Below are 15,556 nucleotides of genomic sequence, written 5' to 3' on the forward strand. Positions count from 1 at the left end.
GAAAGCCGTCCGTGTTAGAACCGCGATTAACCCGTGTTACGCATACCTGCCGCAACGCCTGCAATCGTCACCATCAGCGCCTGCTCGACGCGAGGGTCCGGCTCTTTACCTTCCTCTTCGGCGAGACGGGAACGGTGCAGCAGTTCGGCCTGCAGTACGTTCAGCGGGTCGGTGTAGACATTACGCAGCTGGATAGACTCGGCAATCCACGGCAGATCTTCCATCAGGTGCGAATCGTTAGCGATATCCAGAACCACTTTGATGTCGCCTTCCAGCAGCTCACGCAGCTCTTTCCCCAGCGCCCAAAGTTCTGGTTTCACCAGGCGCTGATCGTAGTATTCCGCCAGCCACAGGTCGGCTTTCGAGAAGACCATCTCCAGCATGCCCAGACGGGTTGAGAAGAACGGCCAGTCGCGGCACATGCTTTCCAGCTCGCTCTGCTTACCGTCTTCCACCACTTTCTGCAGCGCCGCACCGGCGCCCAGCCAGGCTGGCAGCATCAGGCGGTTTTGCGTCCAGGCGAAGATCCACGGAATGGCACGCAGCGACTCGACGCCACCGGTCGGGCGACGTTTGGCCGGACGCGATCCCAGCGGCAGCTTGCCCAGCTCCTGCTCAGGCGTGGCGGAACGGAAGTAAGGCACGAAATCTTTGTTTTCACGCACGTAGCCGCGGTACAGATCGCAGGAGGTATCCGACAGCTCGTCCATGATGTGGCACCAGGAGGCTTTCGGCTCCGGCGGTGGCAGCAGGTTCGCTTCCAGAATCGCGCTGGTGTAGAGCGACAGGCTGCTGATGGTCACTTCCGGCAGGCCGTATTTGAAGCGGATCATCTCGCCCTGTTCGGTCACGCGCAGGCCGCCTTTCAGGCTGCCCGGCGGCTGGGAGAGCAGCGCCGCGTGCGCAGGGGCGCCGCCACGTCCGATTGAACCACCGCGACCGTGGAACAGCGTCAGCTCAATGCCCGCTTTCTCGCAGGTTTTGATCAGCGCGTCCTGTGCCTGGTACTGTGCCCAGGACGCCGCCATCACGCCCGCGTCTTTTGCGGAGTCGGAATAGCCAATCATCACCATCTGTTTGCCCTGGATGAAGCCGCGATACCAGTCGATGTTCAGCAGCTGGGTCATCACGTCGTTGGCGTTGTTCAGGTCATCGAGGGTTTCAAACAGCGGTGCAACCGGCAGGGCATAGTCGATACCGGCCTCTTTAAGCAGCAGGTGAACACCCAGCACGTCGGACGGGGTTTTTGCCATTGAGATCACGTAGGCGGCCACCGATCCTTTCGGCGCATCGACGATCGCTTTACAGGTATTGAGCACCTCGCGGGTGTCGTTGCTTGGCTCCCAGCTGCGCGGCAGCAGCGGGCGCTTGGAGTTCAGTTCGCGGATCAGGAACGCCTGTTTGTCGGCTTCTGACCAGCTTTCATAGTCGCCGATGCCGAGATAGCGGGTCAGTTCGCCCAGCGCTTCGGTATGGCGGGTGCTTTCCTGACGCACGTCGATACGCACCAGCGGCACGCCGAAGCACTTTACGCGCCTGAGGGTGTCGAGCAGTTCGCCGTTGGCGATGATGCCCATGCCACAGGCCTGCAGCGACTGGTAACAGGCGTACAGCGGCTCCCAGAGCTGCTCGTTCTGGCTGAGCAGACCTTCCGGTTTAGGCAGGCGCTGGCCCTTGAGACGCGCTTCCAGCCAGGCCTGAGTGGCCATCAGCTGACCGCGCAGTTTTTTCATCAGATAACGATACGGTTCACTGGCGCCTTCTTCGCCAGCCAGCGCGCGCAGCTCCGGCGTGGCTTCCACCATCGACAGCTCGGAGATGAGTACCTGAATATCCTTCAGGAACAGATCCGTGGCTTTCCAGCGGCTCAGCAGCAGCACGTGGCGGGTAATTTCCGCCGTGACGTTCGGGTTGCCGTCGCGGTCACCACCCATCCAGGAGGTGAAGCGCACCGGGACAAAGTCGACCGGCAGGCGGTAGCCAAGGTTCTCTTCAAGCTGTTCGTTCAGCTCGCGCAGGTAGTTCGGTACCCCTTCCCACAGGCTGTTTTCCACCACCGCAAAGCCCCATTTGGCTTCGTCGACCGGGCTTGGGCGGTGCTTACGAATTTCATCGGTGTGCCAGGACTGGGCAATCAGCTGGCGCAGGCGGCGCATCAGCTGGTTACGCTCGTAATCGGCAATGTCTTTGTTATCCAGCTGCTTAAGGCAGCTGTTCACTTCCACCATTTTGTGGATCAGCGTACGACGGGTGATTTCCGTAGGGTGAGCGGTCAGTACCAGCTCAAGCGAAAGGGACTCCACCGCTTTTTTAATGATGTCTTCGTTGAGATCGGGCTGGTCTTTCAGTTTACGAAGCGTGCGGGCAATGACTTCCGGGTTGCTGGCCGCTTCGCCGTTGGGCGAAATGCTGTGATATTGCTCGGCGGTGTTGGCCAGATTCAGGAACTGGCTGAACGCGCGTGCAACAGGCAGCAGCTCATCGTTGGAGAGATTCTGCAAGGTCGTGAGCAGCTCCTGACGGTGAGCCTCGTTACCTGCACGGGAAGATTTGGACAGCTTGCGGATGGTTTCAACGCGGTCGAGAATGTTCTCACCTAACGCGTCTTTGATGGTATCTCCCAGCACTTTGCCGAGCATACTGACATTACTACGCAACGCGGAATATTGTTCGTTCATAAAAACCCAGTCACCCCATCATTTTTGTTTATGCCCAGTCGAAAATCGGGTGGACATTATTTTGTCATCTCCTCTTATAAAGCCACGTAAAACCCCCGTCGTCAATTGCTGCGAAAACGGTTCAGCAAACGAATAAATGCGGGTAATTTACGAAATTTAATTCGCTTCGCGTCAGATAAGAGATGCTTATGAGAATGTGATAGAGATCGCGGGAATTTTCCCTCTCACCCTAACCCTCTCCCACCGGGAGAGGGGATAGCGATGGTCAGTTTTAATGCCAGCAGAAGTGATGCACAACCTGAGTAATCAGCTCGCGGGTGGGTTTGATAAAGCGGGTTTCCAGGTACTCATCCGGCTGGTGGGCCTGGTTGATAGAACCCGGGCCAAGCACCAGCGTAGGGCACAGGGTCTGAATAAACGGCGCTTCGGTGCAGTAGTTCACCACATCGGTTTTCTCACCGAGCAGCTTTTCCACCACCTGGACCAGCTGGTGATCCGGCGGACATTCGTAGCCCGGGATCGGCGGATGCAGCTCAGAGACGGTCAGACGGCCCGGCCAGCGCTCGCTTACCGGGGCCAGTGCCTCATTCAGCAGGCCGTCGAGATCGCTTAGCGTCATGCCCGGTAGCGGACGGATATCCATGTGCAGTTCGCAGCAGGCGCAGATGCGGTTTGAGGCGTCGCCGCCGTGCAGGCTGCCGAGGTTCAGCGTCGGGTAAGGTACGGTGAAGGCTTCGTAGTGATAGCGCTCTTTAAGATCGTCGCGCAGGGTCATGATGCGGCCAATGGCGTCGTGCATCAGCTCAATGGCGTTCACGCCGCGCGCCGGATCGCTGGAGTGGCCGGACTGGCCCAGTACGCGCACCGCCGTTGAGATATGGCCTTTATGGGCGCGAATCGGTTGCAACGACGTGGGCTCACCGATGATCGCGCAGTCCGGGCGAATGGCCGTGTTTTCCGAGAAGTAGCGTGCGCCCGCCATGCTGGTCTCTTCATCGGCGGTCGCCAGTATGTAGAGCGGCTTTTTCAGCGTTGTCACGTCGACGTCACGCAGCGCGTCGAGGATAAAGGCGAAGAAGCCTTTCATATCGGCGGTGCCCAGACCGTACAGCTTGTTGTCGTGTTCGGTCAGGGTGAACGGGTCGCGCGTCCAGCGGCCATCGTCAAACGGCACGGTATCGGTGTGGCCGGCTAGCAGCAGGCCGCCCGCTCCGGTTCCGGTACTGGCGAGCAGGTTAAATTTATGGCGCGTGCCGGGGACGGGCTGAACCTCAACGTTAAAGCCCAAATCGCTAAACCAGCCCGCCAGCAGATTGATTAAAGACTCATTGCTCTGATCCAGCGCTTCTTCGGTTGCGCTGATGGACGGTGTGGCAATCAGGGCGCGGTAAATCTCGATAAATGGCGGTAAGTTCATTTTCATTGTTGACACACCTTAGGTCGTGATAGTATCAATATTCATGCAATAAATGTGAATAAAAATACATTAACGTTGAGCATAAAGGAACCCGATGTTGAATACGCTGATTGTAGGCGCTAGCGGTTATGCGGGCGCAGAGCTTGTAAGCTACGTGAATCGCCATCCTCATATGACCATAACCGCTTTGACCGTGTCAGCGCAAAGCAATGATGCAGGAAAGTTAATCTCTGAATTGCATCCGCAGCTCCGGGGTATTGTCGATCTGCCTTTGCAGCCAATGTCTGATATCAGCGCGTTCACCGACGGCGTGGACGTGGTGTTTTTAGCCACCGCGCACGAGGTCAGCCACGACCTGGCACCGCAGTTTCTGGCGGCGGGTTGTGTGGTGTTCGACCTCTCCGGTGCATTCCGCGTGAACGACGCCGCGTTCTATGAAAAATACTACGGTTTCACTCATCAGCACCCGGCACTGCTTGAACAGGCGGTGTACGGCCTGGCGGAGTGGAATGCGGACCGGCTGAAAGAGGCAAACCTGATCGCCGTGCCGGGCTGCTACCCGACGGCGGCGCAGCTCTCCCTGAAGCCGCTGATCGATGCGGGTCTGCTGGATCTCAACCAGTGGCCGGTGATCAACGCCACCAGCGGCGTAAGCGGTGCTGGCCGCAAGGCTGCAATGTCCAATAGCTTCTGTGAAGTGAGCCTTCAACCGTACGGCGTGTTTAACCACCGCCATCATCCTGAAATCACGACCCATCTGGGCGCGGACGTCATCTTTACGCCGCATCTGGGCAACTTCCCGCGCGGGATCCTCGAAACCATTACCTGCCGCCTGAAGCCGGGCGTTACTCAAGACCAGGTAAGCGAGGCCTTTACCCAGGCATATGCGGATAAACCGCTGGTGCGTCTGTATAACAAAGGCGTCCCGGCGCTGAAAAACGTGGTCGGTCTGCCGTTCTGCGACATCGGCTTTGCCGTGCAGGGCGAGCACCTGATTGTGGTGGCGGCCGAAGATAACCTGCTGAAAGGCGCTGCCGCTCAGGCCATGCAGTGCGCCAATATTCGTTTCGGCTTCCCTGAAGCGCAGTCTCTTATTTAAGGTGTGATGATGAACCCATTAATTATCAAACTCGGCGGCGTGCTGCTGGACAGCGAAGAAGCGCTGGAGCGTCTTTTTACCGCACTGGTGAACTATCGTGAGTCGCACCAGCGTCCGCTGGTCATCGTCCACGGCGGCGGCTGCGTGGTGGATGAGCTGATGAAAGGGCTTAACCTGCCGGTGACCAAGAAAAACGGCCTGCGCGTCACGCCTGCCGACCAGATTGACATCATTACCGGTGCACTGGCGGGAACGGCGAACAAGACGCTGCTGGCGTGGGCGAAGAAGCATCACATTGCTTCCGTGGGCCTTTATCTGGGCGACGGCGACAGCGTAAAAGTGACCCAGCTCGACGAAGCGCTCGGCCACGTTGGACTGGCGCAGCCGGGTTCGCCTAAGCTGATTAACACTCTGCTGGATGGCGGGTTCCTGCCGGTCGTCAGCTCTATCGGCGTGACCGAAGAGGGCGAGCTGATGAACGTCAACGCTGACCAGGCGGCGACGGCGCTGGCGGCTACGCTTGGCGCAGACCTGATCCTGCTCTCCGACGTGAGCGGTATTCTGGACGGCAAGGGCCAGCGCATTGCGGAGATGACGGCGGCGAAAGCCGAGCAGCTCATCGACCAGGGCATTATTACCGACGGCATGATCGTCAAAGTGAACGCGGCGCTGGATGCCGCCCGCACGCTGGGCCGCCCGGTGGATATCGCCTCCTGGCGTCACGCGGAACAGCTGCCGGCGCTGTTTAACGGCATGCCAATAGGCACGCGTATTCTGGCGTAATCAATTTACAGTTTTGCAGGCCCGGTAAGCGTAGCGCCACCGGGCAATGAAATTCAAAGATATAAAGGAAGCATGTTATGGCACTTTGGGGTGGGCGTTTTACACAGGCAGCGGATCAGCGGTTCAAACAGTTCAACGACTCGTTGCGTTTCGACTATCGCCTGGCCGAACAGGATATTGTCGGCTCTGTGGCCTGGTCCAAAGCGTTGGTCACCGTTGGCGTGCTGACCGCAGACGAACAGCTGCAGCTGGAAGAGGCGCTGAATAACCTGCTGGAAGAGGTGCGTCTGGATCCGGCGCAAATTCTCCAGAGCGATGCTGAAGACATTCACAGCTGGGTGGAAAGCAAACTGATCGATAAAGTCGGCCAGCTGGGTAAAAAGCTGCACACCGGGCGTAGCCGTAACGACCAGGTAGCGACCGATCTCAAGCTGTGGTGTAAAGATACCGTGGCCGAGCTGCTGGCGGCCAACCGTCAATTGCAGAGCGCGCTGGTGGAGACCGCGCAGAACAACCAGGACGCGGTGATGCCGGGTTATACCCACCTGCAGCGCGCGCAGCCGGTGACCTTTGCTCACTGGTGTCTGGCCTATGTGGAGATGCTGGCGCGTGACGAAAGCCGTCTGCAGGATACCCTGAAGCGTCTGGACGTCAGCCCGCTGGGCTGCGGGGCGCTGGCGGGAACGGCGTATGAAATCAACCGGGAGCAGCTGGCAGGCTGGCTGGGCTTTGCCTCCGCCACCCGTAACAGCCTGGACAGCGTCTCTGACCGTGACCATGTGCTGGAGCTGCTGTCTAACGCATCCATCGGAATGGTGCATCTCTCGCGCTTTGCCGAAGACCTGATCTTCTTCAACTCCGGTGAAGCCGGTTTCGTTGAGCTGTCTGACCGCGTGACCTCCGGCTCTTCCCTGATGCCGCAGAAGAAAAACCCGGATGCGCTGGAGCTGATCCGCGGCAAGTGCGGCCGCGTGCAGGGCGCGCTGACCGGCATGATGATGACCCTGAAAGGGCTGCCGCTGGCGTACAACAAAGATATGCAGGAAGACAAAGAAGGGCTGTTCGACGCGCTCGACACCTGGCTGGATTGCCTGCACATGGGCGCGCTGGTGCTGGACGGCATTCAGGTGAAACGTCCGCGTTGTCAGGAAGCGGCCCAGCAGGGTTATGCCAACTCGACCGAGCTGGCGGATTACCTGGTAGCGAAAGGCGTACCGTTTCGTGAAGCGCACCATATTGTGGGTGAAGCGGTGGTCGAAGCGATCCGTCAGGGGAAACCGCTGGAGGATCTGCCCCTGGCTGACCTGCAGAAATTCAGTGCGGTGATCGGGGAGGATGTTTACCCGATTCTGGCGCTGCAGTCGTGCCTGGACAAGCGTGCGGCTAAAGGTGGCGTGTCGCCGAAGCAGGTGGCGCAGGCGATTGCGGATGCGAAAAACCGCCTGGTTTGATGAGTGCGGGCTGGTGCCCTCACCCCGGCCCTCTCCCACGGGGAGAGGGAGCAAACACTAAAAATGGCAACTTCGGTTGCCATTTTGCTTTTATCTCCGGGCTTTTTACGCAAAAAAATGCGGACCACGGGGTCCGCAAAAGTTCACGTTGGCTTTATTTTTTCGAGTTTTGAGAGAAACTCGCTGACGGGCGGGGACGTCAAGGGTCAAACACGTACCGCCTCGTCTCTGTGGTGTATTATTCAACAGAATGCTTGATAGGGATAATCGTTCGTTGCTATGCTATCTATCGCCATGAACTATCGTGGCGACGGAGGATGAATAATGAATATTCGTGATCTTGAATACCTGGTAGCGTTAGCCGAGCATCGTCATTTTCGCCGCGCGGCAGATTCCTGCCACGTCAGCCAGCCCACGCTGAGCGGTCAGATCCGCAAGCTGGAGGATGAGCTGGGCGTGATGCTGCTTGAGCGCACCAGCCGTAAGGTACTGTTCACCCAGGCCGGTCTTCTGCTGGTGGATCAGGCGCGCACCGTGCTGCGCGAGGTCAAAGTGCTCAAGGAAATGGCAAGCCAGCAGGGGGAGACGATGTCCGGCCCGCTGCATATTGGCCTGATCCCAACCGTTGGCCCGTACCTGTTGCCGCAGATTATTCCCATGCTGCATCAGACGTTCCCTAAACTCGAAATGTATCTCCACGAAGCGCAAACCCATCAGCTGCTGGCGCAGCTCGATAGCGGCAAGCTCGACTGCGCGATCCTGGCGCTGGTCAAAGAGAGTGAAGCTTTTATCGAAGTGCCGCTGTTCGACGAGCCGATGATGCTGGCGATCTATGAAGATCACCCGTGGGCGAACCGCGATCGCGTGCCGATGGCCGATCTGGCCGGTGAAAAGCTGCTGATGCTGGAAGATGGACACTGCCTGCGCGATCAGGCGATGGGCTTCTGCTTTGAAGCGGGTGCGGATGAAGATACCCACTTCCGCGCAACCAGCCTGGAAACGCTGCGTAACATGGTGGCGGCGGGAAGCGGCATTACGCTGTTGCCTGCACTGGCCGTGCCGCGCGAGCGCAAGCGTGACGGTGTGGTCTATCTGCCATGCATTAAGCCAGAGCCGCGACGCACCATTGGTCTGGTTTATCGCCCAGGCTCACCGCTGCGCAGCCGCTATGAGCAGCTGGCAGAGGCCATCCGCAGTTCCATGGATGGCCACTTTGACAGCACGTTAAAACAGGCGGTTTAAGCCGTTCAGCGCAGCGACCCGATAGGCTTCCGCCATCGTCGGGTAGTTAAAGGTGGTGTTAACGAAGTACTCGATGGTGTTGCCACCGCCTTTTTGCTCCATGATTGCCTGGCCGATATGAATGATTTCCGCGGCGCGTTCACCAAAGCAGTGAATACCGAGGATCTCTTTCGTCTCGCGATGGAACAAAATCTTCAGCGTACCCACGCTCATGCCCACGATTTGCGCCCGCGCCAGGTGTTTAAACTGGGCACGACCGACCTCGTAAGGCACCTTCATGGCCGTCAGCTGCTGCTCGGTTTTCCCCACAGAACTGATCTCCGGGATGGTGTAGATGCCCGTCGGAATATCTTCGATCAGGTGCGCCGTCGCTTCACCTTTCACCAGCGCCTGCGCGGCAATACGGCCCTGATCGTACGCGGCTGACGCCAGGCTCGGGTAACCAATTACGTCGCCGACGGCATAAACGTGCGGCAGCGCGGTCTGGTACATGCTGTTGACCTTCAGCTGGCCACGGCTGTCGGTTTCAAGGCCGAGGTTTTCCAGCGCCAGCGAATCGGTATTACCGGTGCGGCCGTTGGCGTACAGCAGGCAATCCGCTTTCAGCTTCTTACCGGACTTCAGGTGCATGATTACACCGTCGTCGCAGCCTTCAATCTTCTCGTACTCCTCGTTGTGACGGATCACGACGCCACTGTTCCAGAAGTGGTAGGAGAGGGAGTCTGACATCTCCTGATCGAGAAACGCCAGCAGACGGTCGCGGGTGTTGATCAGGTCAACTTTGACCTCCATGCCGCGGAAGATCGACGCATATTCGCAGCCGATGACGCCCGCGCCGTAGATAATTACGTGGCGCGGCTCGTGGTGCAGGCTGAGGATAGAGTCGCTGTCGTAGATGCGTGGGTGGGTAAAGTCTACGTCCGCCGGATGGTACGGGCGTGAACCGCAGGCGATAACAAACTTCTCGGCGGTGATGGTTTCAACCGTTCCGTCGTGGCACTCCAGCGCCAGCGTGTGGTCATCCACGAAATGGGCGTTGCCCTGCAAGATCTCGCAGTGGTTACGCTCGTAGAACCCCTGGCGCATCCGCGTTTGCTGGTTAATTACGGTATCAGCGTGATTCAGGATGTCGGCAAAAGAGGAACGAAGAAGTCGGGAATGGTCGCTGTAAAGAGGGTTCTGGTTAAATTCGATAATGCGGCTAACGGCATGGCGGAGGGCTTTTGAAGGGATGGTGCCCCAGTGGGTGCAACCGCCGCCGACGTTATGGTAGCGCTCAATGACCGCTACTCTGGCTCCCTGTTTTACCAGACCCATAGCAGCACCTTCGCCGCCGGGGCCGGAACCAATAACTATTGCGTCGTAATCGTAGGAATGTGGCATGGCAAGGCTTACCTGTTCTTATACATAAAAGCAACAGAATCATAACATCATTGCCAGAGTAACCCAATTATCGTTGTGCTTTTTTCAGTCAATGAAGCACAAACCGCACGTAAACAATCATTCACAAAGCTGCACAAACAGATTAATTTTATTCTCTGGTATAGTGCCATCAGGCCTTTGGAAGGATTCAACTATTGTGATGGGCGTTAGAGCACAACAAAAAGAGAAAACCCGGCGTTCGCTGGTGGAAGCCGCATTCAGTCAACTGAGTGCTGAGCGGAGTTTTGCCAGTTTGAGCCTGCGCGAAGTCGCCCGTGAGGCCGGGATTGCGCCAACGTCCTTCTATCGTCACTTCCGTGATGTGGATGAACTGGGCCTGACCATGGTCGATGAGAGCGGCCTGATGCTGCGCCAGCTGATGCGCCAGGCGCGTCAGCGTATCGCGAAAGGCGGCAGCGTGATCCGCACTTCCGTCTCGACCTTTATGGAGTTTATTGGCAATAACCCGAACGCGTTTCGTCTGCTGTTACGTGAACGTTCCGGAACATCGGCCGCGTTTCGTGCCGCCGTGGCGCGTGAAATTCAACATTTTATCGCGGAACTTGCCGACTATCTTGAAATCGAAAACCATATGCCGCGTGCGTTCACCGAAGCGCAGGCCGAAGCGATGGTGACGATAGTCTTCAGTGCCGGTGCCGAAGCGCTGGATGTGGGTATTGAACAACGCAAGCAACTCGAAGAGCGACTGGTATTGCAGCTCAGGATGATTTCCAAAGGCGCGTACTACTGGTATCGCCGTGAACAAGAAAAGTTGGCACATCAAACCGACGAAGGTGAGTAATGAAACAGTCAGGTCAGGATAAAGGAACGCTGTTGCTGGCATTGATCGCTGGCTTATCCATTAACGGCACGTTTGCGGCTATTTTTAGCTCCATCGTTCCGTTCTCGATTTTCCCGATTATTTCGCTGGTGCTGACGGTTTACTGCCTGCATCAACGCTATCTGAACCGCACCATGCCCGTCGGCTTACCGGGGCTGGCGGCCGCCTGCTTTATACTGGGCGTGTTGCTGTTTAGTACCGTGGTTCGTGCGGAATATCCGGATATCGGTTCCAACTTCCTGCCGGCGGTGTTGTCCGTGGTGCTGGTGTTCTGGATTGGTTCGCGTATGCGCAACCGTAAGAGCCGGTTGCCGGAGTAAAGGGGTTTGTCGTTGCAGGCCGGATAAGCGAAGCGCCATCCGGCATTTATTGGCAGGTAGCGCTTCGCTTACCTGCCCTACGTAAAGCCGATTATTTTGCGGTGAGCAACACGCCGCACTCCATATGGTGCGTATACGGGAACTGATCGAACAGCGCCAGCCGTTCAACGTTGTGCGTCTGGCTTAAGGTTTCCAGGTTCTTGCACAGCGTCTCCGGGTTGCAGGAGATGTACAAAATCCGCGGGTACGCCTGCACCATCTTTTCGGTTTCGCTGTCCAGGCCACTGCGCGGCGGATCGACAAAAATCGTCTCACACTGGTAGCTTTTCAGGTCGATGCCCTGCAGTCGGTTAAACTCACGCACGCCGTTCATCGCCTGGGTGAACTCTTCTGCCGCCATACGAATGATTTGCACATTATCGATATGGTTAGCGGCAATGTTGTACTGCGCCGCCGCGACGGACGGTTTGGCGATTTCCGTTGCCAGCACGCGCTCGAAGTTACGCGCCAGCGCCAGCGAGAAGTTGCCGTTCCCGCAGTACAGCTCAAGCAGATCGCCCGTTGAGCCTTTCGTGGCATTAAGCGCCCACTCCAGCATTTGCACATTCATTGCAGCGTTCGGCTGGGTGAAGCTGTTCTCCACCTGGCGGTAAATCATCTCTTTTCCCGCAACCGGCAGACGCTCGTCGATGTAATCCTGGTCGAGCATGATTTTTGTTTTGGTCGCGCGGCCAATCAGATGAACGTTGAGGTTCTGCGCGCGCAGCGCGTCACGCAGCGCTTCGGCCTGCTCGCGCCACTCGTCGGTCAACGCTTTGTGATACAGCAGAGACACAATGGCCTGATTGCTTTGCGTGGTCAGGTAATCAATCTGGAACAGCTTGTGGCGCAGCACCGGATTATTGCGCACGCCGTCCATCATCAGCGCCATCAGATGGTTAATAAGCTCACTTGCCGCCGGAAAACTGTTTACGCGAATACGGGATTTCGTCTGCTGATCGAAAATGATGTGGTACAGGTCATCGCCGTCATGCCAGATGCGGAACTCGGCGCGCATGCGGTAGTGGCTGACCGGCGAACGGAACACCTCGGGAACGGGCGCGTTGAACGGCGTCATCATACTTTGCAGGCGGACGACTTTCTCGGCCAGCTGCGCGTCGTATTGTTCTGTCGGGAGGTGTTCGGGGGTCATGATGCGTCCTGAGTGATAAAGAATTACGCGGGGATTGTAGGCATTGTTCAGGGGATGTCCAGAATTTATGGCCAATAGCTGTCTGGACATCTATACGTGTCTAATTGTAGCATTCTGTTTCCGGTCTCCTGAGAGTGAAAAGGGAATCCAGTGAAAATCTGGAGCTGACGCGCAGCGGTAAGGACTGGCGGGATGAATGTTGTAGACACTGTGAAAATGGGAAGTCTTCATCCGTATAACGCCACCCAGCCCGAAGACCTGCCGGGATCACGTCGCACTTGGTTTCATCATCGCGTGCTATAGATGAGGCCTGCGGCATCCTTCTTATATTGTGGATGCTTTAACAATGATTAAAAAAGTATCGCTGTTGACGGCGCTGTCCGTCACGGCATTTTCGGGCTGGGCGCAGGATAGCGCTGACTCGTTGGTGGTGACAGCAAATCGTTTTGAACAACCTGTAAATACCGTATTAGCTCCGACCTCGGTAGTGACGCGGGCGGATATTGATCGCTGGCAGTCAACAACGGTTCTGGATGTTATGCGCCGTTTACCTGGCGTGGATACCGCGCAAAACGGTGGTATGGGGCAGCTCTCTTCACTCTTCATTCGTGGCACTAACTCCAGCCACGTCCTGATACTCGTTGACGGGATCCGTCTTAACCAGGCGGGCGTAACCGGTTCGTCCGACCTCAGCCAGTTCCCGATCGCCCTGGTACAACGCATCGAATATATCCGTGGGCCACGTTCTGCGGTATATGGCTCTGATGCAATTGGGGGCGTAGTGAACATCATCACAACGCGCGCGAAGGACGGTACAACGCTGAACGCTGGCGTAGGGTCACATGGCTACCAGAATTATGGTGGCAGTACCCAGCAAACGTTGGGTGACAGCACGCGTGTGACGCTGGCGGGTGATTATACCTATACCAAAGGTTTTGACGTTGTCGCCGACGGTAATAACGGCGGTCTTGCCCAGACCGATCGCGACGGCTACATGAATAAGACGATCTACGGTGCCCTGGAGCATGCTTTCTCTGACCAGTGGAGCGGTTTTGTTCGCGGTTATGGCTACAGCAACCGTACTGCTTATGACGGGTATTACAGCACATTTACGCCTGATGTGCTGGTGGATACTCGCCAGTTATACAGTCAGACCTGGGATGCTGGGCTGCGCTTTAACGAGGACATCTTCCATTCGCAGCTGCTCTCCAGCTACAGTCACAGCAAAGATTACAACTACGATCCGCATCTCGGACGCTATGACTCCACGGCGACCCTGGATGAAATCAAGCAGTACAATGTCCAGTGGACCAATTCTGTTGATGTCGGGCATGGCAACATTGGCGCGGGTATCGACTGGCAGAAGCAGAGCACCGAACCCGGTACCAACTATGTGACCGAGAGTTACGATCTGCGTAACACTGGCGTGTACCTGACCGGTTTACAGAAGTTTGGTGATGTCACCCTGGAAGGGGCCGCGCGTAGCGACGACAACTCTCAGTTTGGTCGCCATGGTACCTGGCAGAGCAGTGCAGCCTGGGAATTCATTGACGGTTACCGCTTCATTGCCTCTTATGGTACGGCCTATAAAGCCCCAAACCTTGGCCAGCTTTATGGTTTCTATGGCAACGATCGTCTCGACCCGGAAGAGAGCAAGCAGTGGGAAGGTGCGTTTGAAGGGTTAACGTCGGGCGTAAGCTGGCGTGTTTCAGCCTATCGTAACGACGTTGATAACCTGATCGACTTCAATAACAATCTTCAGGAGTATTACAACGTCGGCAAGGCACGTATAAAAGGTGTCGAAGCGACGGCATCGTTTGATACGGGCCCTGTTACGCATAGCGTCGGTTATGATTATGTTGATGCCCGCAATGCGGCAACTAACGCACTGCTGGATCGTCGCGCTAAGCAGCAAGTGAAGTACCAGCTAGACACGCAGATCTATGATTTCGACTGGAGCCTGACTTATCACTACCTGGGTACGCGTTACGATACCGATTTTGGTTCCTATCCGTCAGAGAAAGTGAAAATGGGCGGCGTAAGCCTGTGGGATGTCGCCGTTTCATATCCGGTCACCTCTCACCTGACAGTTCGTGGTAAAATAGCCAACCTGTTCGATAAAGATTACGAGACAGTTTATGGCTACCAAACTGCAGGACGGGAATACACCTTGTCTGGCAGCTACACCTTCTGATCCGCGTCCCACCGTGCTGGTGTTTGATTCCGGCGTCGGTGGGCTTTCGGTCTATGATGAGATCCGACAGCTCCTGCCAGATCTCCATTACATCTACACCTTCGATAACGTTGCCTTCCCCTATGGAGAGAAGAGTGAAACGTTTATCGTTGAGCGTGTGGTTGAAATCGTCACTGCGGTTCAACAACGTTACCCCCTGGCGCTGGCGGTTATCGCCTGTAATACGGCCAGTACGGTCTCCCTCCCTGCATTGCGCGAGAAATTCCCCTTCCCGGTTGTAGGCGTGGTGCCTGCTATTAAGCCTGCTGCACGTCTGACGGCGAACGGCGTGGTCGGTTTGCTGGCAACGCGTGGCACGGTGAAGCGCCCTTATACGCGCGAGCTTATTGACCGCTTTGCCAACGAATGCCAGATTGCGATGCTGGGTTCGGCTGAGCTGGTGGAGATGGCGGAAGCGAAGCTGCACGGAGAAGCGGTCTCGCTTGACGAACTGCGCCGTATTCTTCGTCCGTGGCTGCGTATGCCTGAACCGCCGGATACGGTCGTGCTCGGTTGCACCCACTTCCCTCTATTACAGGAAGAACTCCTGGCGGTATTGCCGGAAGGGACTCGCCTGGTGGATTCCGGTGCGGCTATTGCGCGTCGTACGGCCTGGCTGCTTGAGCATGAGGCGCCGGATGCAAAATCAGCCGATCCAAATATTGCGTTCTGCCTGGCGATAACGCCCGATACTGAGCAACTTTTGCCCGTTTTACAGCGTTATGGGTTTGAAACGCTCGAAAAACTGCCGTTGCTACCCCATTTTGAGCAAAAAAGAGACGGTTGAACGTTTTTTTTAAAAGAGGGGTTGTCAACGTCTCAGAACTCCCTATAATGCGCCTCCACTGACACGGAACAACGGCTTACAGGCCGCCGGG

General features: G+C 56.8%; 12 protein-coding genes and 1 riboswitch. Of the genes, 8 read left to right on the top strand and 4 right to left on the bottom strand.

From position 1 onward, the window contains the following. Positions 1-26: 26 nt before the first annotated feature. Positions 27-2,678 (bottom strand): phosphoenolpyruvate carboxylase, encoded by a 2,652-nt coding sequence (gene ppc, locus QLG21_RS22075; RefSeq protein WP_101738491.1) that lies wholly within the window; start codon positions 2,676-2,678, stop codon positions 27-29. Positions 2,679-2,949: 271 nt separating this feature from the next. Beyond that, a complete protein-coding gene (gene argE / locus QLG21_RS22080) occupies positions 2,950-4,101 on the bottom strand; it encodes an acetylornithine deacetylase (protein WP_058610676.1) in 1,152 nt (383 codons plus the stop codon). A gap of 88 nt (positions 4,102-4,189) precedes the next feature. Between argE and argC the strand changes: the two genes are divergently transcribed. The 4 genes from argC to oxyR all read left to right on the top strand — a co-directional run bounded on the left by argC (position 4,190) and on the right by oxyR (position 8,670). After that, on the top strand, positions 4,190-5,194 hold the full coding sequence (argC, locus tag QLG21_RS22085) for an N-acetyl-gamma-glutamyl-phosphate reductase (protein WP_088209382.1): 1,005 nt from the start codon (positions 4,190-4,192) through the stop codon (positions 5,192-5,194). Positions 5,195-5,200: 6 nt separating this feature from the next. Further along, a complete protein-coding gene (gene argB, locus QLG21_RS22090; protein WP_282485222.1) occupies positions 5,201-5,977 on the top strand; it encodes an acetylglutamate kinase in 777 nt (258 codons plus the stop codon). 77 nt (positions 5,978-6,054) lie between these two features. Continuing rightward, positions 6,055-7,428: an argininosuccinate lyase gene (gene argH, locus QLG21_RS22095; protein ID WP_282485223.1), complete on the top strand. Its 1,374-nt coding sequence runs from the start codon at positions 6,055-6,057 to the stop codon at positions 7,426-7,428. A gap of 324 nt (positions 7,429-7,752) precedes the next feature. Continuing rightward, a complete protein-coding gene (oxyR, locus tag QLG21_RS22100) occupies positions 7,753-8,670 on the top strand; it encodes a DNA-binding transcriptional regulator OxyR (protein WP_006179194.1) in 918 nt (305 codons plus the stop codon). Here oxyR and sthA read toward each other — a convergent pair. Continuing rightward, a complete protein-coding gene (gene sthA, locus QLG21_RS22105; RefSeq protein WP_058610674.1) occupies positions 8,653-10,053 on the bottom strand; it encodes a Si-specific NAD(P)(+) transhydrogenase in 1,401 nt (466 codons plus the stop codon). The genes oxyR and sthA overlap by 18 nt on opposite strands. Before the next feature lie 196 nt (positions 10,054-10,249). Between sthA and fabR the strand changes: the two genes are divergently transcribed. Together fabR and QLG21_RS22115 are read left to right on the top strand one after the other, a co-directional pair. Continuing rightward, on the top strand, positions 10,250-10,894 hold the full coding sequence (gene fabR / locus QLG21_RS22110) for an HTH-type transcriptional repressor FabR (protein WP_072208921.1): 645 nt from the start codon (positions 10,250-10,252) through the stop codon (positions 10,892-10,894). Next, positions 10,894-11,253: a YijD family membrane protein gene (locus QLG21_RS22115; protein ID WP_006179198.1), complete on the top strand. Its 360-nt coding sequence runs from the start codon at positions 10,894-10,896 to the stop codon at positions 11,251-11,253. Before fabR ends, QLG21_RS22115 begins: the two co-directional genes overlap by 1 nt. A 91-nt stretch (positions 11,254-11,344) precedes the next feature. Here the strand turns inward: QLG21_RS22115 and trmA are convergent, their stop codons facing one another. Continuing rightward, the gene (gene trmA, locus QLG21_RS22120) at positions 11,345-12,445 is read right to left on the bottom strand and encodes a tRNA (uridine(54)-C5)-methyltransferase TrmA (RefSeq protein ID WP_282485224.1); all 1,101 of its coding nucleotides are present in this window, start codon (positions 12,443-12,445) and stop codon (positions 11,345-11,347) included. Positions 12,446-12,549: 104 nt separating this feature from the next. Further along, positions 12,550-12,726, top strand: a riboswitch (cobalamin riboswitch). A 65-nt stretch (positions 12,727-12,791) separates the two neighbouring features. On the opposite strand from trmA, the gene btuB reads away from it, so the two are divergent. After that, complete coding sequence (gene btuB, locus QLG21_RS22125) at positions 12,792-14,639, top strand: TonB-dependent vitamin B12 receptor BtuB (protein ID WP_282485225.1); 1,848 nt, start codon at positions 12,792-12,794, stop codon at positions 14,637-14,639. Continuing rightward, positions 14,584-15,465, top strand: a complete 882-nt coding sequence (murI, locus tag QLG21_RS22130; protein WP_282485226.1) for a glutamate racemase — start codon at positions 14,584-14,586, stop codon at positions 15,463-15,465. The genes btuB and murI overlap by 56 nt, the downstream gene beginning before the upstream one ends. The last annotated feature ends 91 nt before the right edge of the window (positions 15,466-15,556 follow it).

Origin of the sequence: Enterobacter sp. V87_3 (assembly GCF_029967835.1) — a bacterium.
Lineage (GTDB): Bacteria > Pseudomonadota > Gammaproteobacteria > Enterobacterales > Enterobacteriaceae > Enterobacter > Enterobacter cancerogenus.